Annotated in this window: 19 protein-coding genes and 1 pseudogene; 8 read left to right on the top strand and 12 right to left on the bottom strand. The window is 72.7% G+C overall.

Annotated features, from left to right (window positions below; genetic code table 11):
* Positions 1 to 118 precede the first annotated feature (118 nt).
* Together OG990_RS28655 and OG990_RS28650 are read right to left on the bottom strand one after the other, a co-directional pair.
* Complete coding sequence (locus OG990_RS28655) at positions 119 to 1,333, bottom strand: acyl-CoA dehydrogenase family protein (protein WP_406077749.1); 1,215 nt, start codon at positions 1,331 to 1,333, stop codon at positions 119 to 121.
* A 1-nt stretch (position 1,334) separates the two neighbouring features.
* On the bottom strand, positions 1,335 to 1,787 hold the full coding sequence (locus tag OG990_RS28650; protein WP_328422324.1) for an SCP2 sterol-binding domain-containing protein: 453 nt from the start codon (positions 1,785 to 1,787) through the stop codon (positions 1,335 to 1,337).
* A gap of 76 nt (positions 1,788 to 1,863) precedes the next feature.
* Here OG990_RS28650 and OG990_RS28645 point away from each other — a divergent pair, with 76 nt between their 5' ends.
* A complete protein-coding gene (locus tag OG990_RS28645) occupies positions 1,864 to 2,502 on the top strand; it encodes a TetR/AcrR family transcriptional regulator (protein WP_328422326.1) in 639 nt (212 codons plus the stop codon).
* A 16-nt stretch (positions 2,503 to 2,518) separates the two neighbouring features.
* Here the strand turns inward: OG990_RS28645 and OG990_RS28640 are convergent, their stop codons facing one another.
* Positions 2,519 to 3,166 (bottom strand): DedA family protein, encoded by a 648-nt coding sequence (locus tag OG990_RS28640; protein WP_406081922.1) that lies wholly within the window; start codon positions 3,164 to 3,166, stop codon positions 2,519 to 2,521.
* A 167-nt stretch (positions 3,167 to 3,333) separates the two neighbouring features.
* Between OG990_RS28640 and OG990_RS28635 the strand changes: the two genes are divergently transcribed.
* Positions 3,334 to 4,485 carry a sensor histidine kinase gene (locus tag OG990_RS28635; RefSeq protein ID WP_406077748.1) on the top strand — a complete coding sequence of 384 codons (1,152 nt, stop codon included), beginning with the start codon at positions 3,334 to 3,336 and terminating at the stop codon, positions 4,483 to 4,485.
* Positions 4,482 to 5,123 (top strand): response regulator transcription factor, encoded by a 642-nt coding sequence (locus OG990_RS28630; protein WP_328422329.1) that lies wholly within the window; start codon positions 4,482 to 4,484, stop codon positions 5,121 to 5,123. The genes OG990_RS28635 and OG990_RS28630 overlap by 4 nt, the downstream gene beginning before the upstream one ends.
* A gap of 19 nt (positions 5,124 to 5,142) precedes the next feature.
* On the opposite strand, the gene OG990_RS28625 is transcribed toward OG990_RS28630, so the two are convergent.
* The 7 genes from OG990_RS28625 to OG990_RS28595 all read right to left on the bottom strand — a co-directional run bounded on the left by OG990_RS28625 (position 5,143) and on the right by OG990_RS28595 (position 12,274).
* Positions 5,143 to 5,763 (bottom strand): DedA family protein, encoded by a 621-nt coding sequence (locus OG990_RS28625; RefSeq protein ID WP_386985955.1) that lies wholly within the window; start codon positions 5,761 to 5,763, stop codon positions 5,143 to 5,145.
* Positions 5,764 to 5,834: 71 nt separating this feature from the next.
* Positions 5,835 to 7,097: an adenylosuccinate synthetase gene (locus OG990_RS28620; RefSeq protein WP_406077747.1), complete on the bottom strand. Its 1,263-nt coding sequence runs from the start codon at positions 7,095 to 7,097 to the stop codon at positions 5,835 to 5,837.
* Positions 7,094 to 8,053, bottom strand: coding sequence for a hypothetical protein (locus tag OG990_RS28615; protein WP_406077746.1), 960 nt, complete (start codon positions 8,051 to 8,053; stop codon positions 7,094 to 7,096). Before OG990_RS28615 ends, OG990_RS28620 begins: the two co-directional genes overlap by 4 nt.
* Positions 8,054 to 8,062: 9 nt before the next feature.
* Positions 8,063 to 9,034, bottom strand: coding sequence for a serine/threonine protein kinase (locus OG990_RS28610; RefSeq protein WP_328422337.1), 972 nt, complete (start codon positions 9,032 to 9,034; stop codon positions 8,063 to 8,065).
* Positions 9,031 to 9,786: an NUDIX hydrolase gene (locus tag OG990_RS28605; protein ID WP_406077744.1), complete on the bottom strand. Its 756-nt coding sequence runs from the start codon at positions 9,784 to 9,786 to the stop codon at positions 9,031 to 9,033. Before OG990_RS28605 ends, OG990_RS28610 begins: the two co-directional genes overlap by 4 nt.
* A 92-nt stretch (positions 9,787 to 9,878) precedes the next feature.
* On the bottom strand, positions 9,879 to 10,703 hold the full coding sequence (locus OG990_RS28600) for a MaoC/PaaZ C-terminal domain-containing protein (RefSeq protein ID WP_386986765.1): 825 nt from the start codon (positions 10,701 to 10,703) through the stop codon (positions 9,879 to 9,881).
* Positions 10,704 to 10,855: 152 nt separating this feature from the next.
* Positions 10,856 to 12,274: a 3-oxoacyl-ACP reductase gene (locus tag OG990_RS28595; protein WP_406077743.1), complete on the bottom strand. Its 1,419-nt coding sequence runs from the start codon at positions 12,272 to 12,274 to the stop codon at positions 10,856 to 10,858.
* Positions 12,275 to 12,329: 55 nt separating this feature from the next.
* Here OG990_RS28595 and OG990_RS28590 point away from each other — a divergent pair, with 55 nt between their 5' ends.
* The 3 genes from OG990_RS28590 (at position 12,330) to purB (ending at position 17,096) form a co-directional block, all read left to right on the top strand.
* On the top strand, positions 12,330 to 13,622 hold the full coding sequence (locus OG990_RS28590; protein WP_406077742.1) for an acetyl-CoA C-acetyltransferase: 1,293 nt from the start codon (positions 12,330 to 12,332) through the stop codon (positions 13,620 to 13,622).
* 148 nt (positions 13,623 to 13,770) lie between these two features.
* On the top strand, positions 13,771 to 15,477 hold the full coding sequence (locus OG990_RS28585; protein ID WP_406077741.1) for a sugar ABC transporter permease: 1,707 nt from the start codon (positions 13,771 to 13,773) through the stop codon (positions 15,475 to 15,477).
* Between the two features lie 197 nt (positions 15,478 to 15,674).
* Positions 15,675 to 17,096: an adenylosuccinate lyase gene (gene purB / locus OG990_RS28580; protein WP_406077740.1), complete on the top strand. Its 1,422-nt coding sequence runs from the start codon at positions 15,675 to 15,677 to the stop codon at positions 17,094 to 17,096.
* 107 nt (positions 17,097 to 17,203) lie between these two features.
* On the opposite strand, the gene OG990_RS28575 is transcribed toward purB, so the two are convergent.
* Together OG990_RS28575 and OG990_RS28570 are read right to left on the bottom strand one after the other, a co-directional pair.
* Positions 17,204 to 17,767 (bottom strand): YbjQ family protein, encoded by a 564-nt coding sequence (locus tag OG990_RS28575; protein WP_328426218.1) that lies wholly within the window; start codon positions 17,765 to 17,767, stop codon positions 17,204 to 17,206.
* A gap of 24 nt (positions 17,768 to 17,791) precedes the next feature.
* Positions 17,792 to 18,476: pseudogene (locus tag OG990_RS28570) on the bottom strand (S1 family peptidase).
* Positions 18,477 to 18,830: 354 nt separating this feature from the next.
* Here OG990_RS28570 and purS point away from each other — a divergent pair.
* Together purS and purQ are read left to right on the top strand one after the other, a co-directional pair.
* Positions 18,831 to 19,094 (top strand): phosphoribosylformylglycinamidine synthase subunit PurS, encoded by a 264-nt coding sequence (purS, locus tag OG990_RS28565; protein WP_328422351.1) that lies wholly within the window; start codon positions 18,831 to 18,833, stop codon positions 19,092 to 19,094.
* Positions 19,091 to 19,774, top strand: coding sequence for a phosphoribosylformylglycinamidine synthase subunit PurQ (gene purQ, locus OG990_RS28560; RefSeq protein ID WP_328422353.1), 684 nt, complete (start codon positions 19,091 to 19,093; stop codon positions 19,772 to 19,774). The genes purS and purQ overlap by 4 nt, the downstream gene beginning before the upstream one ends.
* The last annotated feature ends 50 nt before the right edge of the window (positions 19,775 to 19,824 follow it).

Here is a 19,824-nt window from a genome sequence, read left to right as displayed (position 1 = left end):
GCCGGCGACGGCGCGGGGTGACGAAGACGGCACGGATCGTGGGATCAGGGACGGCGGGCAGGGAGTACGGCGGCAAGCCCCTGGCCGGCCCCGGCGAGACGGGACCGGCCAGGGCTGGTCAGCGGATCTGCATTCCGGAGATCGCCCGGGAGATCACCAGCCGCTGGATCTCGGAGGTGCCCTCGAAGATGGTGTAGATCTTCGCGTCCCGGTACCAGCGCTCCACCGGGTGGTCGCGGAGGAAGCCGGCGCCGCCGAGCAGCTGCACCGCCTTCTCGGTGACCGACACCGCCACCTCACCGGCCTTGAGCTTGGACATCGAACCCTCGCCAGCGGTGAACGGGCGGTTGTTGCGGCCCATCCAGGAGGCCCGCCAGACCAGCAGCCGCGCCGCGTCGATCTCCATCCGCATGTCGGCCAGCGCGAACGCGACCGCCTGGTTCTCGATGATCGGCCGTCCGAACTGGACCCGGTCCTTGGCGTACTCCAGCGCGTACTCGTAGGCGGCCCGGGCCACGCCGAGCGCCTGCGCGCCCACCGTGGGTCGGGACAGCTCGAAGGTGCGCATCGCGGCCTGCCCGCTGGCGCGCTGCCCGGAGCGGGCCCGGTCCAGGCGTTCCAGCAGTGCGTCCCGGCCGCCGAGCAGGCAGCGGCCTGGCACGCGTACCCCGTCGAGGAAGACGTCGGCGGTGTGCGACGCCCGCAGGCCCAGCTTGTGCAGCTTGCGGGTGGCGGCCAGGCCGGGGGTGCCCGGCGGTACGACGAACGCCGCCTGGCCCCGGGAACCGAGCGTGGGGTCGACCGAGGCGGTGACCACGTGCACCCCGGCGATGCCGCCGTTGGTGGCATACGCCTTCTGCCCGGTCAGCACCCACTCGTCGGTGGCCTCGTCGTAGACCGCCCGGGTGCGCATCGCACCGACGTCGGAGCCGGCCTCCGGCTCGCTGGTGCAGAACGCGGCGACGGCCGGCGAGTCGATGTCGCCGAAGCACTGCGGCACCCACTCGACCATCTGGTCCGGAGTGCCCGCGCCGTAGATGGCGGCGACGGCGAGAGAGGTGCCGAAGATGCTCAGCCCGATGCCGGCGTCACCCCAGAAGAGTTCCTCGCTGGCGATGGGAAGGGAGAGCCCGGTCGGGTCTGCCCAGCAGGTGGCGAGGAACTCGAAGCCGTAGAGGCCGACCTTGGCGGCCTCCTGGATCACCGGCCACGGGGTGTCCTCGCGCTCGTCCCACTCGGCGGCGGCCGGGCGCACGACCTCGGCGGCGAAGCCGTGCACCCAGTCGCGCAGATCCCGCTGTTCCTCGGTCAGGTCGAGCGAGAACTCGGCCATCTCAGGCCTTGGGGATGTCGAACAGGTTGGCGATGTTGGCGGCGAGGCCGAGGTCGCCCTTCGCCTTCAGCTTGCCGGTCATGAACATCATCACGGGGTTGGCGCCACCGGAGACGATCTTCAGGAACTCCACCGGGCCCATGGTCAGGCTCAGCTTCGGGTCGTGCTGCGGGGTCTCGTTCACGTCGCACTTGCCGTCGGCGATGACCACCTCGTAGGTGTCGCTGCCGCCGTCCGGGCGGCCGGTGACGACCCAGTGGATGACCGCGTTGGTGGAGCCGGCCCGGTCCGCGCGGAACAGCGACGGCATCCGGCCGAACACCTCGCCCAGGATCTTGCCGCGCAGGTCACCGGACATCACCTGGGCGATCTTGTCGTCCGGGGTGGACTTGACCAGCTGGGCGAACTCCTTGGGGCCGACGTTGGCGAAGGTAGCCGGGTCGAAGTCAGTCATGGGGGAAACACCTCTCGGGCCGTCCGGACTTGGTTACTCTGGCGTAACCCTACGCACGAGTAGGTATGCTCGCAAGGTGTCCACCCCTCCCGCCTTCAAGCGCCTGCCACGGGCCGTCCGTGAGCAGCAGATGCTCGACGCGGCCGTCAAGGTCTTCTCCCGGCGGGGCTTTCACGCCGCCAGCATGGACGAGATCGCGGAGGATGCCGGCATCTCCAAGCCCATGGTCTACGCGTACCTCGGCACCAAGGAGGAGCTCTTCGTCGCCTGCCTGCACCGGGAGGGCACTCGGATGATGCAGGCCATCGCCGGTGCGGCCGCCCCCGACCTGCCGGCCGACGAACGACTCTGGCGAGGGCTGAGGGCGTTCTTCGGCTTTGTCGGCGCGCACCGCGACGGTTGGGCCGTGCTCTACCGGCAGGCCCGGGGCGAGCAGCCGTTTGCCACCGAGCTGGCCACCATGCGGGCCCGGCTGGTCGAGGTGGTCGCCGGGATGCTCGACCACGCGCTGCGCGCCGAGGGCCGCGAGATCGCCGCCGTCGACCTGGAGGTCGTCGCGTACGCGCTGGTCGGCGCGACCGAGTCGCTGGCCGACTGGCTCGCGGACCACCCGGACGCCGACCCGGAGAAGACCGCCACCCGGATGATGAACGTGGCCTGGCTCGGCGCCGGCCAACTCCTGCACGGTGTCACCTGGCGCCCGCCCGCCGAATGACCGACCCGACCTGCCGTCACCGCGCCGGTGTCCGGCTCACCGGCGCGGTCGTCGGCACCGACGGCCCAGAACGGCGGTGCCGGCCGAGCCAGCGGACCACCTCGACGACCAGGGTCACCGTCAGCGCGAGACCCAGACCGAGCAGCAGGCCGCGCAGCGGATCCTGCTCGAAGGCCATCCCGCCGAGGTAGCCGACCAGCGCCGAGTAGAGCCCCCACGAGCCGGCGGCGAGCGCGTCGAAGGCCAGGAAGCGTCGACGGGGATAGTGGATCGCCCCCATGGTGAGGGTGACCGCGGTCCGGCCGCCCGGCACGTAGCGGGCAACGGTGAGGATCAGACCGCCCCGGGCGGCGATTCCCCGGCGGGCACGCTCGACGGCGGCCCGGCGCCGGCCGTCGGGCGGAAGCCGGTCGAGCAGCCGGGTGCCACCACCCCGGCCGATGGCGTACGAGATGTGGTCCCCGAACAGCGCGCCGACGGCGGCCACCAGGATCACCGCGGGCAGGTACGGCGCGCCGGAGGCCGCGAACACCCCCGCGGTGATCACCGCTGTCTCGCTCGGCACCACCGGGAAGAAACCGTCGAGCACCGCGATCGTGAAGATCGCCAGGTACACCCACGGTGAGGACATCGTCTGATGCAGCAGGTCGAGCAGATCCATGATCCCGATGCTGGTGCCGGCGACGGCTCCCGCCATCGGCCAGTGGTCAGCCGGGCGACATCACTTAGGTAGCGTCCGGCCCGGACGGCGGGTAGGGGTCTTCCCCCACCGCACCCGGGTCTGTCGGGCGCGGGCGGCCCGACCCGCCGGTGGAGCCCTACGCTCGCTGCGTGGCCTCCAGCGCCGTCGTGCTCCGGCGGGTCGTCGACCGGTACGCCCCGCTGCTGCTCGCCGTCGTGGTCGCCGCCGCTGTCTGGGCCAGTGCGACCGGCGCGATCGGGGTCCGCTCGCCGCTGCCGCCCGTCGTCGTGCTGCTCGTCGCCGTGGCCTCCGGTTGGGCCGCTGGCCTGGTCCGGGCCCGCCGTTGGCCGCTGTTCCTGGCCGCCGCGATCGGCTGGTTGGTGCTCGCTGCCGCGGCGCCCGGGGTGGTCGCCTCGTACCAGGCGGGCCTGCGGCTGCGCGGCCGGCGGCTCACCGGGTTCCTCGTCGGGACCGCCCTGGTGCTGGCCGGTGGGGTGCTGGTCGGGCTGGCGGTGGGCGGCGTGCGCCGGCTCACCACCGCCACCTTCGGCAACGTGCTGCTGCTCGCCGCCTGTCTGGTCGGATTTCCCCTGGTCGTCGGCCTCTGGGTGCGGGCGCGCCGGGACACGCTCGCCGCGCTACGGGACCGGGCCGAACGCCTGGAACGCGAGCAGGAGGCCCGTGCCGACCGGGTTCGGGCCGAGGAACGGACCCGGATCGCCCGGGAGATGCACGACGTGGTGGCGCACCAGGTGTCGCTGATGGTGGTACATGCCGGCGCACTGGAGGTGACCGCCGCCGACCCGGCGACCGTCGAGGCCGCCGCGCTGATCCGCGAGACCGGCCGGCAGGCGCTCACCGACCTGCGCGAGGTGCTGGGCGTGCTGCGGCAGGCCGGTCCGGCCACGGTGCCGGAGCGTGGGCTAGACGCCATCGATGAGCTGATCGGGGAGTCCCGCTCCGCCGGGCTCCGGGTGCGGCGACGGGACGAGGGCGTGCCGTCGGCGCTGCCGGCGACCGTGGGACGCACCGCGTACCGGGTGGTTCGGGAGGCGCTGACCAACGTGCGCAAGCACGCCGCCGAGGCCGAGACGACGGTCTGCCTTCGCTACCTGCCCGACGGGCTGGAGGTGGTGGTCCGCAACGGCCCGTCCGAGGGCGGGCAACCCCTGCCCGGTGCCGGGCAGGGGTTGCTCGGGCTGCGCGAGCGGGTGGAACTGCTCGGCGGTCGGCTGGAGGCGGCGCCCGTGGACGCCGGGTTCCTGGTCCGGGCACTGATCCCGGTGGTGGATGCGGCGTGATCCGGGTGGTGGTGGTTGACGACGAGCAACTCGTCCGCGCCGGGCTGCGACTCATCCTGGAGGCGGCGGAGGACATCACGGTGGTGGGCGAGGCCGCGGACGGCGCCGGCGCGCTGGAGCAGGCCCACCGGTTACGCCCCGACGTCGTGCTACTCGACGTGCGGATGCCGGGCATCGACGGGCTGACCGTCGCGCCCGAGGTGGTCGCCGCCGGACCGAAGGTGATCATGCTGACCACCTTCGACCTCGACGAGTACGTGCACCGCGCGCTGCGGGCCGGAGCGGTGGGTTTCCTGCTCAAGGACACCCCGCCCCGCGAGCTCGCCGCTGCGGTCCGCACGGTGGCCGCCGGGAACGCGATGCTCGCCCCGACGGTGACCCGGCGCCTGATCAGCTCGTTCGCCGAGCGTGGTCCGGCCCGTCGGGACGCGGCGCGCCAGCGACTCGCCCCGCTCACCGCGCGCGAGCTGGAGATCGTCCGGGAGGTGGCGCGCGGGCATGGCAACGCGGAGATCGCCAGGCGGCTGACGATGAGCGAGGCCACCGTGAAGGCACACGTCAGTCGGGCACTGGCGAAGCTCCAGGCGGGCAACCGGGTGCAGTTGGCGATCCTGGTGCACGACGCTGACCTGCTGTGAGGGTGGCAGCCCAGCCCAGTCAGTAGCGGGCGGCGGCGCGGCGGTGCGCCCGGCGGCGCAGCCAACGGACGCCCTCGATGCCCAGGGTGACGATCACCGAGAGGCCGATCCCGGCGAGGATGCCCTTGATGGGGTGGCGCTCGAAGGCCAGCCCACCGAAGTAGCCGAGCAACCCGCAGTAGAGCGCCCAGGTGGTCGTCGCGATGCCGTCGTAGAGCAGGAAGGACCGGCGTGGGTAGCGCACCGCGCCCATGGTGAGGGTGACCGCCGTCCGGCCGCCCGGCAGGTACCGGGAGGTGGTCAGGATCAGCCCGCCGCGCCGGTCCACCGCGCGTCGGGCCCACTCGGAGCTGGCCCGCCGGCGGCTGTACTCGGGAAATCGGGCGAGCCGGTTCGCGCCGCCGCCGCGCCCGATGGCGTACGAGATGTGGTCGCCGATCAGCGCGCCGAGCGCGGCGGTGGCGATCACCGCGACCAGGTTGGGATGGGCTCCATCGGCGGCGAACACCGCTGCGGTGATCACCGCAGCCTCGCCCGGTACCGCGGGGAAGAACGCGTCGACCGCCGTGAGCCCGAAGATCACCAGGTACACCCACGGTGAGGTGACCGTGTCCCGGAGCAGGTCGAGCAGGGCTTCCATGCCCCCCATGCTCGCGGGGCGCGACCTGCCCGGTGGCCGAGTCGCCGGATCACCCGCTACGGCCACGGGCGTCAGGCCGAGCGGACCAGGGCCGGCGGGGCGAGCAGCGGGCCGTGCGGGGTCTTGTCGCTGGCGGTGGGGCCGTGCGAGGTCAGCACCACCGGCGTGTTCAGCTCCGCGCACACCGCCTCCGCCCAGTCGGGCGGCGGGTCGTCGTACAGCGGGCGGGAGCGCAGCAGGCGGGCGGTGAGCGCGGCCTGCCGGTCCAGGTCGCCGGGCGGGCCCGGGGTGAGCCGGTCGGTGGTGTCGTAGCGGCGGCAGATCCGCAGCCCGGGGCCGGCGAGGTCGAGGTGGGTCAGCGCCAGGCCGTCGACCCCGCCGGCCGCGGCGAGGGCGTACCGGTGGGCGACCGCGTCGAAGTGGCCGAACCGGAACCGGCCCTGCCAAGGGTTCGTCGGGTTGTGCGGATCGGTCAGTGGCAGGTCCGGGTCCTCGGTCACCAGCGGACCGGCCCCGTGCCGGGTGGTGACCAGCCGCAGCACCCCGATCCGGGTCGCGCCGTCGGGCAGACCCGCCTCGGCGAGCAGGCTGTCGGCGTTGGCGAACGTGGTGGTGCTCCAGGTGGTGTACGGGTGGAAGCCGTGCCACTCGTCGAGCAGCACGCCCTGCGCGCCCTCGAAGACGCAGGTCCCGGCGCGCAGCGCCCCGGCGAGCCAGCTCCGCTCGACGATCGCGACCCGCCCGGCGAACCCGGTGAACGCGGGCAGGCAATCCTCGACCGGTGGCGCGTCCAGCGGGCCGAGCTCGGCGGTCAGTCGGTCCCGCAGGGCGGTCAGCCTGCGGCGCAGCAGCGCCGGGCTGCGGCAGTCGACGACCCGGGGTGCGTCGTCGGGGTGGGCGAGACCGTACGCGACGGCCTCGCCCACCCCCAGCCCGCAGGAGCCGTGCCGGTCGGCTCCCCGGGCGATCTCCCGGGCCCGGTTGGCGGCCCGGTGGTACGGGGTGGCGAGCAGCGCCTGTCCGTCGACGGTCAGCCGGTCGAGCGCGTCGGGCACCCCGACCGTGGCGAGATGGTCGGCCTCGGCGGCCAGCGCCAGCGGGTCCACCACCACGTGCCGCGACAGGTGCGTACGGACCCCGGGATGGAACGTGCCGGCGCCGAACTGCGCGAACGTGTGGTGCCGCCCATCGCGCAGCACGACGTTGTGCGCCGCCTGCGCGCCCCCGTTGAAGCGGACCACCGTGTGCACTTGGCGGGTGGCGCAGAGCCAGTCCACCACTGTGCCCTTGCCGGCGTCGCCGTAGCCGAGGTCGACCACCGCCACGTGCCTCACAGCCTGGTCACCTCACCGCCGGTGGCGCGGAAGGCCGGCAGCGTCGACACCTCGGCCCGCCGCCCCCGGCCGAGGCGGGCCAGCGCCTTCGACACGGTGCCGGTGGTGCCAGAGCCGGTGCGGTCCAGGTGGCGCAGGCCCTCGTCCAGGTCGATGGCCTGCTCACCGAGGCCGATGGTGAGCGCGATGGTCTCGCAGACCGCGTCGAGGTCGTCGAGCACGACGGCGTTCTGCCCGAGCAGGTCCCGCCAGAAGTCGAGCACCTTCGCGTTGCCGGCGTAGTGGCTGCCGGCGGGGAGCAGGTAGTAGGTGTCCCAGCGGCGGGTCACCTCGTCGACGACCTGCCGCAGCGGTACGTCCTCGGTCAGGTCGTCGCCGATCAGGCCGGCCACTTCCCGGGCCTTCGCCTGCGGGTACGCCAGCTCGTCGCCGATGATGAACAGGTAGCCGCGCCGGCCGCGCTTCTCCCAGCTGTCGGTGACGGTGTGCCGGGCCATGAAGTACATGGCCAGCTCGTACGACTCGCTCATCTGCCCGCCGCCACCGCCCTCCAGGACGATCCGCCCGAGGTCGTCGTCCATCCGGTTGTCCGACTCGAACTGGCCGACCTGCAACGGCACCCGGTCGCAGGTGGCGTCGCCGATCGCACCGAACATGATCTGCGGGTCGCTGGCGTAGCCCTGCCGTTGCAGCAGCCCGAGCAGCTGCGGCAGCTTGGTCTGCAGGACGCGCGGCACCTTGCGCATCGAGCCGGTCACGTCGAACAGCACCGCGATGGGCGTCGACCGGGGGTGCTCGTCGGAGTCGCGGCTCTCGCGCGTCGCGTCCCGGGGGTCGAGCGTGGGGTGCACGGTGCGCGCCCCACTGTCGCTGTAGGAGAACGCGCTGCGGCCGGTGGAGCGCCGGTAGCGGTCGGCGGCGTCGTACACGTCGGTGGACCAGATTCCACTGCCCATGACAGCTCCTTACGGGGTGAGGGTGAAGGGTCGGAAGGTGCGTGGCCCGTAGAGCCGGTCCAGCACCTGGTCGAGTTCGCGCAGCAGGCGCCAGGCGTCGTCGGGCCGGGCGTCCAGGGACCGTTGCCGGCAGCCATGGGCGAAGTTGAGCAGCTCGCGCGGCGCCTGGCGGTTCATCAGCGAGGTCATGCAGCGGCTGGCCATCGCAATGTCGGTGCCCGGCCCGCAGGGCAGCTTCTTGAGGACCTCGGGCGGGTACCAGTCCTCCTGGCCGGGCACCAGCGCCGGGATCGTGCTCCCGACGGGGGCGGAGAAGCACCAGTCGATCAGCACCACGCCGTGGGCGTCCGGCTCGATCAGCACGTGTCGCGGCAGGACCGCACCGTGCACCACGCCCGCCCGGTGGGCCAGGCCGAGCACCACCAGCAGCCGCCGCCACATCCAGGCCACGTCCCGGGCGTCCAACCCGTCGGGGTACGCGCGCCGCACCTCGTCGAGGTCGTGCAGGCCGGGCGCGGTGGCGAGCACGTTGATCCGCCGCTCGGCGCCGGTCGCCACGTCCCGGTGCCGGAAGTCGTCGACCAGCCGGGGCACGTACGGCAGGTAGCGCGGGTCGCCGCGCTCCGCGATGGTGCGCAGGGCGTGCGCCTCGCGGGCCATCAGGTCGTTGTCGGTGGGCCGTCGGGGGAGCTTGAGCAGCCGGTCGTCGCCGACGTCGTAGAGATCGGCCAGGTCGCCCGAGTGGACCGGCGGGCCGAGGCGATAGTCACCGAGGACGGTGACCTGCCGGGCCTGCCACCGCGTGGTGACGTGGATGAACGCCTCGGTGGCCTCGGCGCGTACCGCCGGGTCGGTCGGCAGACGGTCGGGATGCAGGGCCGCGACCAGTTCCCGGTAACGCCGGGCCGGCTGGTCCGCGCCGAACAGGTCGGCGTCGGTGCGGGCCGCCGTGACCAGGCGGATGGCCGCCGCGGTCCTCATCGCACCGTCTCCTCGCGGGCGGGGCGTAGCAGCGCCGGGTGCAGCAGCCGGGCGTCGCCAGCGCGGTAGAGCCGGGCGCGGGGGCCGCCCCGGGCGCCGCCGCGCTCGGTGCTGGCGCCCGTGCTCTCCACGAAGCCCGGCACGGAGAGCACCTTGCGGTGGAAGTTGCCGGCGTGCAGCGGGTGACCCCAGACCGTCTCGTAGACGGCGCGCAGCTCGCTGATCGTGAACTCGCCGGCGAGGAAGCGGGTGGCGAGCGGGGTGTATTCCAGCTTGGACCGGGCTCGCTCCAGCGCGTCGTCGATGATCCGGCCGTGGTCGAAGGCGAGCTGCCGACTGGTCAGCGCGGTCACCGGCAGCCAGATCGCGTCGTCGGCGTCGGTGCCGGCGGCCGGGTCCGGCAGGTCGGGGGCGAACGCGAGGTGGGCGATCGAGACGACGCGCATCCGCGGGTCGCGGTCGGGGGTGCCGTAGCTGCCCAACTGCTCCAGGTGTACGCGGCGCAACCCTTCGCCGCCGAGCCCGGTCTCCTCGGCCAGCTCCCGTCGGGCGCCGGCGGTCAGGTCCTCGTTGGGGCGGACGAAGCCGCCGGGCAGCGCCCAGTGCCCCTCGAAGGGTGGCTGGCCGCGCCGGATCAGCAGCAGGTGCAGTGCGTCGTCGCGAATGGTCAGCGCCACCACGTCAACGGTCACGGCGACCGACGGGTAGGCCCCGGGGTCGTACGCGGCCAGGAAGTCCTGCTCGTTAACCATGTCTCTCTCAATCTGAGAACATCTCGATCTGAGAAGAACTTAGCGCATGAGAGCAACCCTGCCAATCCCGAATCCGGGTCGGCAGGGGTGTCTCAGTGCAAGAGACCCGCCAGGTGCGGCCGGCCGCGCGAGTCGTGCAGGGCGAACCCACCGTCCGGCAGGAGGGCGAAGCTCACCGTGCTCGGCAGCGGTACGGGCAGCTTGAAGGCGACCTCGACGGTGTAGGCGTCCGGCAGCCGGCTCTCCAGCGCGGCCAGGCAGCGCGCCTTGCTCCACATGCCGTGCGCGATCGGCCGCCGGAAGCCGAACAGCCGCGCCCCGAGTCGGGACGTGTGGATCGGATTGTGGTCCCCGGACACCCGCGCATACTGCGTGCCGACGCGGGGTTCCACCCGCCAGCGGGCTGTGGCGGCCGGCGCCTCGGGGCGTCCGCTCCCGTCGCGCCGCTCACCGCCGCCGGGCTTGCGCTCCCGACCGAGGTACGTCGAGACGCCGCGCCAGACCTCCTCCCCGTCGACCGAGCCGACCAGCACCACGTCCACCTGCCGCCCCCGGTCGTGCGGGCGCAGGTTCTCCGCGTACGTCGTGAAGTCGAGGGTCTCGTCGGCGGTGATCGGGCGACGCACGGTGATCCGGTTACCGACGTGCACCACGCCGGTCAGCGGGATGGGGAACTCCGGCGCGGTCATCAGTCGCAGGGTCAGCGGGAAGCCCATGACGTGCGGGAACGTAGCGGGCAGCCGGTCGGTGAGCCGGAACCCGCAGACCCGGTCGTAGTCGGCCAGGTGCGCCCGGTCGACGGTCACCCCGCGCGCGGCCAACTCGACCGCCGGCAGGCCGGGCCCGCGCCGCCCTCCGCCGAGGCCCGGCAGCGCACCGAGCAACGCCCGCCGGTAGAGCGCCCCGGCCGCCGGCATCCGGGGCAGCTCGACCGGGGTACGGCCGCCCGCGTCCGGCAAGCGTGCCGCGGCCCGGGTCTCCGCCGACAGCCTCTCCGTCGGGCCGTCGATCAGGTCGTGCAGGGAGACGTCGTCCGGCCCGTCCGCCGGCTCCCGCCGCGCGCCGCCCATCACGCCCCCAGCAGGCTCTGGCCGCAGACCCGGACCACGTTGCCGCTGACCGCGCCGCTGGCGGGCCAGGCCAGCCAGCCGATCGTCTCGGCCACGTCCACCGGCAGCCCGCCCTGGGCCAGGCTGTTCATCCGCCGGCCCGCCTCGCGGACCACCAGCGGGATACGTGCGGTCAGTCGGGTCTCGATGAAGCCGGGGGCCACCGCGTTGACGCTGATCCCCTGGTCGCGCAGGGCCGGGGCGAGCGAGCCGACCAGCCCGATCACGCCGGCCTTGCTGGTGGCGTAGTTGGTCTGCCCCCGGTTGCCGGCGACCCCGGCGATCGAGGAGACCGCGACGATCCGCCCGCCGGCCGGAATCAGCTCCCGCTCCAGCAGCACGTCGTTGATCCGCTCCTGACTGGAGAGGTTGACGTCGATGACCTGGTCCCACCGGTCGGCGTCCATCCGGCCGAGCGTCTTGTCCCGGGTGATACCGGCGTTGTGCACCACCACGTCGACCCGGCCGTGCCGGCTGGCCAGGTGGTCGGCGAGCCGGGTCGGCGCGTCCGGTGCGGTCAGGTCGAGCTGGACGGCGGTCCCGCCGATGTCGTTCGCCACCGCTGCCAGCGCGTCCCCGGCGGCCGGGATGTCCAGCGCCACCACCTGGGCGCCGTCGCGGGCCAGCACCCGGGCCAGCGCGGCACCGATGCCCCGGGCGGCGCCGGTGACCAGCACGATCTGCCCGTCCAGCGGGCGGTCCCAGTCGGCCGGTGCGCTCGCGTCGCCGGCACCGACCCGAATGACCTGCCCCGAGACGTACGCGGAACGCCCGGAAAGAAGGAATCGGAGGGTCGATTCGAGGCTCGTGAGCGTGCCGGCTGAGAGGTCCGGGCCGTCCGGAAGGCTTGAGTGGTCCGGGCGGGCCTGGGCGGCGGTGCCGGTGCGGGTCACGTAGACGAGTTGTGCGGTGCTGCCGCGGCCGAACTCCTTGCCGATGCTGCGGACCAGCCCCTCCAGGGCACGCTGGGCGGTCGCCTCGCGCGGCGTCGGGCACTCCTCCGGCGGGGTCCCCAGCACGATCACCCGACCGCTCGGCAGCACGGCCCGCGCCTGCGGGTGGAAGAAGTCGTAGAGCTGGCGCAGGCCGGTCGAATCGGTGATCCCGGTGGCGTCGAAGAGCAGTGCGCCGTACCGCTGCGAGGAGTCACTGGCGGGGGCGGCGGCCGGGTCGGCCAGCTCGACCCCGGCGGCGGTCAGGATCTTGGTGATCGGCTCGGCGAGCCGGCCGCCGGTGGCCGCGCCGAGCAGGGCCGGCCCGGGCAGCAGCGGGTCGCCGGGGTGGTGTCGGCGCAGTCGCGGCGGGTCGGGCAGCCCGAGGCGCTTGACCAGCGCGCGGCCGGCGGCCGATTGGACGAAGCTCGCGTACCTGTCGGTCATGCGCGTAGCCTACTGGCGAGTAGGGTTCGAGCAACACATCTCAAGGAGGCGGATCGTGCAGAGCATCCGACGGGTCGCGGTCATCGGCGGCAACCGCGTCCCCTTCGCCCGTTCCAACTCCCGCTATGCGGACGCATCCAACTCGGACCTGCTCGGCGCGGCGCTGGACGGTCTGATCGCCCGGTACGGGCTGGCCGGCCAGCGGGTCGGCGAGGTGGTGGCCGGGGCGGTCCTCAAGCACTCCCGTGACTTCAACCTCGCCCGCGAGGTGGTGCTCGGCTCCCGGCTCGACCCGCACACCCCTGCGTACGACATCCAGCAGGCCTGCGGCACGGGCCTGGAGGCGGCGATCCTCGTCGCCAACAAGATCGCCCTCGGGCAACTCGACGTGGGCATCGCCGGCGGCGTCGACAGCACCTCCGACGCACCGCTCGCGGTCAACGAGGAGATGCGGCGCACGCTGCTCAAGCTCAACTCCGCCCGGACGCTGGGCGAGCGGCTCAAGATCACCGCGAAGCTGCGCCCGCTCCAGCCGTTCAAGCCGGAGATCCCGCGCAACGCCGAGCCGCGTACCGGCCTGTCGATGGGGGACCACGCCGCCCGCACCGCGCTGCACTGGCAGATCGACCGGCGGTCCCAGGACGAGCTGGCGCTGCGCTCGCACCAGCGGCTGGCAGCCGCGTACGACCGGGGCTTCTTCGACGACCTGATGACGCCGTACCTGGGGCTGACCCGCGACCAGAACCTGCGCCCCGACACCAGCCTGGAGAAGCTCGGCTCGCTCAAGCCGGTCTTCGGCACCCGGGGCCCGGACGCCGAGCAGGCCACCATGACCGCCGGCAACTCCTCGCCGCTCACCGACGGCGCGTCGACCGTGCTACTGGGCAGCGAGGAGTGGGCGAGTGCGCACAACCTGCCGGTGCTGGCCTGGTTCAGCTGGTCGGAGACGGCGGCGGTGGACTTCGTGCACGGCGACGAAGGGCTGCTGATGGCCCCCACGTACGCGGTGCCGAGGATGCTGTCCCGAGCCGGGCTGACGTTGCAGGACTTCGACTACTACGAGATCCACGAAGCGTTCGCCTCGCAGGTGCTGGCCACCCTGGCGGCCTGGGAGTCGCCGGAGTTCTGCAAGGAGCGGTTGGGCCTGGACGCGCCGCTCGGTGCGATCGACCGGGAGAAGCTGAACGTCAACGGCTCGTCGTTGGCGGCCGGTCACCCGTTCGCCGCCACCGGCGGCCGGATCGTGGCGACCCTGGCGAAGCTGCTGGCCGAGAAGGGCAGCGGGCGAGGGCTGATCTCGATCTGCGCGGCCGGTGGCCAGGGCGTGACGGCGATCCTGGAACGCTGACGGCCGGGGCGTTCGCAGCTGTCGTACTGCGCAGGGCGGACGCGGGACCTTTTCCGGTGATCGCGTTCCGGTGCCCCGGATGCTGGCGAAGGCCGTTGTCCTAGCCTGAGTCGTTCCTCTGTCTACAGTCGACCGAAGGATGGCTCCGGTGTCTGCCACCCCCATGCCCATGTCCGACCCCAAGGCTCCTCTCGCGCCGCCGCCGACGAGCCCGCCCGGTCCAAGGTCGTCCGGGGGCGTCGGGATCGGCCGGAGCGCCCAGGTCGTCGCCGGCCTGCTGCTGATCGTGCCGGCGGCTGCCGCTCTGCTCTGGTCTTACGTGCTGCCGTCGGTCCGCACGCTGTCGGAGAGCTTCAGCCGCGGCGACGCGCTGGGCGGCCCGGCCGAGGCCGCCGACGGCGACAACTACGCGCAGGTGTTCGAGCGCGGGTTCCTCGGCGACCTGGGCTACGCGCTGCTCCTCGCCCTCGTGCCGCTGCTGCTCGCACTGCTCGCCGCCCCGCTGCTCGCGCTCGCCGCGGCGCGGGCCGGCCGGGTGCCCCGGCTGGTTACCCGGGCGCTGCTGACCTTGCCGCTGGCCGCCTACGCCCCGCTCGCTGTGGGGGCGGTGTGGACGATGGACCGGTTCGAGGCCGAGGGGGACGCCTGGGCGCAGGCGCCCACGCTGACCGCCGTACGCACCGTGGCGCTGCTGACGGCCGGGCTGGTGGTCGCGGTCGGTGCCACCGTCTTCCTCGCCGCGCTGCGCCGCAGCCCCGGCGGCGGCCGTTCCGGCCCGGCTGCCCTGGCCGTCGGCGGCGTCCTCGGGCTGACCGTCGTCGCGGTGGCCGTGCAGTCCTGGTCCCTCCAGTCGCCCGTTCTCTTGGGGCAGGGCGACCAGATCGGGCCGGTGGTGCGGATCGTCCGCGAGAGCCTGGTCCACTTCCAGTTCGGCGTCGGCGCCGCCGGCAGCGTGCTGCTGATGGCGCTGCTGGCGGTGCTCGGCATCCTCGCCGTCGTCCTGCTCCTGGTCACCCGGACGAGGATCGCCTTCACCGGGTGGCGCGACCGCCCGGCCGACGACCCGGCCGTCCGCGCGGTCGGCACCCACAATCCGGTTGCGCTCGGGCTGCTGGCGGTGGGACTGCTCGCGTTCCTCGGGGTGCTCGGCTATGTGCTGACGCCATGGCTGCGGGCGCTCACCTCGGACGCCGGAGAGTTGCCCGCCAGCCTCTCCGCCAGCGAAATTCAGGCCAACACCTGGCTTCCGCCACTGATCTCCACGGTGGTCGGGGTGGGCCTCGCCGCCCTGGCCGGCTTCGCCATCGGTGGCCTGCGCCCGCTTGGCCGCGCCAGCGAGCTGCTCCTGCTGCCGTTCGCGCCCTGGCTCTTCGTCGGCGACGGCCCGCTGGCCATCGCCAACTTCCTGCGGGCCCGTGAGGCCGACCAGCTCAACACCTTCGTCGGGTCGATCCCGCCGGGCTGGCTCTGCATCCCCGCGCTGGTGGCGTTCACCCTCTTCTTCCGGGGCCAGCGGGAACGCTGGGCGGCCGGCGGCCGGTTCGGCGCGACCATGCTGCTGCCCGCCCTCCCCCTGCTGGCGGGCGTCGGGCTGCTCGACTGGCTGGTCGGCGCGCAGAGCTGGCTCTGGCCGCAACTGGTGGTCCAGGACCCCGAAAATGCGCCGGCGACCAACCTGCTCGTCATGCGGATCGCCCAGTCCTTCGGCGCCGAGGACGCGGCGCAGGGGATGGTGGCCCAGGTGCTGCCGCTGCCGATGCTGGCGCTGTTCCTCGTCGCGTTCGTGGCGTTGCAGGTGGGCTACCTGGACCGGCTCGTCGTCCGGGCGGGGTCGACGGAGGAGCGGCGCGACTGACCGCGTGACCGCCGCACAGCAGCAGGCCGTCGCGTTCGATCCGGCGGTCGCCCTGGCCGGGCGGTAGGACGTCGGCGGGAGGTCGCCGGCTGGTGGTGTGCGCGCCGCCGGCCGGCGACCCCCCCGGCTGTCGCCGCTGGTGAGCAGCCGGACGTCCACAACGGGACCGCGTCCGCGGGCATGAAAGACTGAGGTACGTGACGATCCCGAACGTGCTCGCCAACCGGTACGCCTCGCCCGAGTTGGTTGCCCTCTGGTCCCCGGAGGAGAAGGTCCGGATGGAGCGGCGGCTCTGGCTCGCCGTGCTCCGCGTACAGCGCGACCTCGGCGTGCCCGTGCCAGACGGCGTGGTCGAGGCGTACGAGCGGGTGCTCGACCAGGTCGACCTCGCCTCGATCGCGGAGCGGGAGCGGGTCACCCGGCACGACGTGAAGGCCCGGATCGAGGAGTTCAGCGCGCTCGCCGGGCACGAGCACGTACACAAGGGGATGACCTCCAGGGATCTCACCGAGAACGTCGAGCAGCTCCAGGTGCGCGCGTCGCTGGAGTTGATTCGGGACCGGGTGGTGGCCACCCTGGCCCGCCTGGCCTGGCTCGCCCATGAGCACTCCGAGCTGGTGATGACCGGCCGTTCGCACAACGTGGCCGCGCAGGCCACCACGCTCGGCAAGCGCTTCGCGTCGGCGGCGGAGGAGCTGCTGATCGCGTACGAGCGGCTGGAAGACCTGATCAACTGGTACCCGCTGCGCGGGATCAAGGGGCCGGTCGGCACCGCCGCCGACCAGCTCGACCTCTTCGACGGCGACGCCGACAAGGTGGCCGAGCTGGAGCGCCGGGTGGCCGAGCACCTGGGCTTCACCCGGGTGCTGGACAGCGTCGGGCAGGTTTACCCGCGCTCGATCGACATGGCCGTGCTCGCCGCGCTCTCCCAGGTCGCGGCGGCACCGAGCAGCCTGGCCACCACGATCCGGCTGATGGTCGGCCAGGAGTTGGTCACCGAGGGCTTCAAGCCGGGCCAGGTCGGCTCCAGCGCCATGCCGCACAAGATGAACACCCGCTCGTCGGAGCGGGTGAACGGCTTCGCGGTGATCATCCGGGGTTACCTGTCGATGGTCGGCGAGCTGGCCGGTGACCAGTGGAACGAGGGGGACGTCTCCTGCTCGGTGGTTCGCCGGGTGGCCCTGCCGGACGCGTTCTTCGCCGCCGACGGGCTGTTCCAGACCTTCCTCACCGTGCTCGACGAGTTCGGCGCGTACCCGGCGGTGATCAACCGGGAGTTGGAGCGGTTCCTGCCCTTCCTGGCCACCACGAAGATCCTGGTGGCGGCGGTTCGGCGTGGCGTCGGCCGGGAGGTCGCGCACGAGGTGATCAAGGAGCACGCGGTCGCCGTGGCGCTGGCCATGCGCGAGAAGGGCGCCCCGGAGAACGATCTCTTCGACCGGCTGGCCGCAGACGGCCGGCTCGGTCTGTCCCGCGCCGACATCGACACCCTGGTCGCCGACCGCACCGCCTTCGTCGGCGCCGCCTCCGCCCAGGTCGCAGCGGTCACCCGCCGCATCACCGACGTCGTGACAGCCCACCCCGAAGCCGCCACCTACTCCCCACCCCCCATCCTCTAACCCCGCGCCCGCCCCACTGGTTGATCATGAAGTTGTTGCCCCGACACGCCGAAGCGGAGGGCAATAACTTCATGATCACCGGGTCGGGGTGGGGTGGGGGTGGGTGGTTAGTCGCCGGTGGGGGTTTCTGCTGCGCTGCGGAGGTTGGGGGCGCTGGCTGGTTCGGCGATGCCGCCCGGTGCCTCCACGACTGTTGGCTGCTGCGCGGTCTCCGCCGCGATCGCGGGCTGGTCGGCGGGCATGATGTCCGGCATGACGGGTACGACGATCACCGCCGTGCCGTAGGCGCAGATCTCCATCCACATCTCGCCGCAGTCCCGGCTGTCGAACCGCATGCCGATCACCGCGTTCGCACCCAGCCGCAGGGCCTCCTCGCCGAGCCGGGCCACCGAGTCGGTGCGCCACCGGGTCAGGTTGTCCGGCGCCATCGGGTCGTACGCGCCACCGCGCAGGTTCTTGACTCCCTCGCGGTACGGGTTGCGCGTCCTGGCCATCGATGACACCACCTCACCGAGAATCTGGCGGATCTCGTAGCCGGGCAGTTGCTCCGTCGTGACGACCAGCACGTTTCCGATGCTGTCAGGAGCAGCGCGACCCGATCGTGTGCATTGTTCACCTGATCGGATGCTGCAAAACGACGCGGCGCGGACGGCCGGAACGACGCCGACCATCCGCACCGCGCCGGGCGCTAACCGTCAGACACCCGCCACCGAGGTGATCCAGGCCCGGTTGTACGCAACGCTGCCGTAGTTCTGGATGGTCGTCCCGTTGGCGGTGGAGGCGACGCCGACCTGCTGGCCGTTGTAGAACTGCGGGCCACCGGAGTCGCCGCGCCAGGCGTTGCCGTTGATCCTGGTGCTGCGGATGGCCTGGCCGCCGTACGCGTCGGTGGCGCTGTTGCTGGTCACCCGGACGGTGGCGGTCTTCAGCTGGGTGGACGCGGAGCAGCCGCTGTAGCAGGTCATGCCCCCAGCCGTAGATCGAGTTCGTCGAGTTGATCGGCGGGTTGCTGTTGGCCAGCGTCACCGTCGAGGTGCTGACGGCACTGGAGAGCCGCATGAGGGCGAGGTCGCTACGGGTGTAGGTGGCGCTGATCGTGCGGGTGACCCCGCCGGAGGTGCGGTTCACGCTGCCGATCCGGACGGACATGGTGCCGCTGATGCAGTGTCGGGCGGTGAGCACCCACTGGGAGGCGATCACGCTGCCGGAGCAGGTGAACGAGCCGTTGCTGAGCACCGCGGCGGCCCAGGGTGCGGACGAGACGGTGCCGCCGCCGATGATGGGTTGCGGGCCGGCGGGGGCGGCGACGGCGCCGGAGGAGGCGCCGAGGACGCCGATCAGCGCGGTGCCGAGCAGGGCGAGCAGGGGGCGGATGCGCATCGGGGGACTCCTTGGACGGGGCGGGCCCGGGGTCGCCGGGCGCGGGAGGACGACAGCGGGGATCCCCGCTGCCGCTGACATCGAATCGTGTCGATGTAGATTAGGGCGCGCGGTGGCCGTTTTCAAGGATCTGATCGAGATTGATCAATGTAACGATTTGGCTACCCGCAGTGCCGTATATCGCCTGGTGAGGCCGCGTGTCACGCGTACTGGCCCGTTCCGGCCGCCGGTTATGTTGATCACTGCCTGAACTGCGGCCGGCCGGTGCGTCTGCGGCGGAATCTGCCAGGTAGGCTGGCTGCGCTCGCCCGTTGTGGGTCGGCACCCAACTGCGTACACAGTCAGGAGTGCCCAGTGCCTCGCGTCGTCGTCGACGTCATGCTCAAGCCCGAGATCCTCGATCCGCAGGGCCAGGCCGTCGCAAACGCGCTGCCCCGGCTCGGCGTCAGCGACGTCGCCTCGGTTCGGATCGGCAGGCGGATCGAGATCGAGTTCACCGGTGAACCGGACCTGGACCGGGCCCGGGAGATCGCCGACAAGCTGCTCGCCAACCCGGTCATCGAGGACTTCACCGTCCGCCTGGTCGAGACCGACGAGACCGCGGACGCCCGCTCGTGACCGCCCGGGTCGGTGTGGTCACCTTCCCCGGCTCGCTCGACGACGGGGACGCGGCCCGTGCCGTCCGGATCGCCGGTGCCGAGCCGGTTCGGCTCTGGCACGGTGACCCGGGGCTTTACGGGGTCGACGCGGTCGTGCTGCCCGGCGGCTTCTCCTACGGTGACTACCTGCGCTGCGGCGCCATCGCCCGGTTCGCTCCGGTGATGGAGACGATCGTGGACGCCGCCCAGGGTGGCCTGCCGGTGCTCGGCATCTGCAACGGCTTCCAGATCCTCTGCGAGGCGCACCTGCTGCCCGGCGCGCTCACCCGCAACCAGCACCTGCACTTCCGCAACCGGGACCAGATCCTGCGCGTCGAGTCGGCCGGCACCGCGTGGACCAACGCGTTCCAGCCCGGCCAGGAGGTGCTCATCCCGGTCAAGAACGGCGAGGGCTGCTACGTCGCCGACACCGCGACGCTGGACCAGCTCGAAGCCGAGGGCCGAGTGGTCGCCCGCTACGTCGGCGGCAACCCGAACGGGTCGCAGCGCGACATCGCCGCGATCACCAACCCTGCCGGCAACGTGGTCGGCATCATGCCGCACCCCGAGCACGCGGTGGAGTCGCTCACCGGCCCCTCGCTGGACGGCCTCGGCTTCTTCACCTCGGTCCTCAAGCACCTGGTGGGGGCGCCGGCGTGACCGGCGACACGATCATCGGTCAGCTCAACCGCCGGTCGGGCGGGCACGAG

Origin of the sequence: Micromonospora sp. NBC_00858 (genome assembly GCF_045207365.1) — a bacterium.
Lineage (GTDB): Bacteria > Actinomycetota > Actinomycetes > Mycobacteriales > Micromonosporaceae > Micromonospora.
Note: the sequence above shows the minus strand (reverse complement) of the source record. Positions and strands in the feature narration are given on the sequence as shown.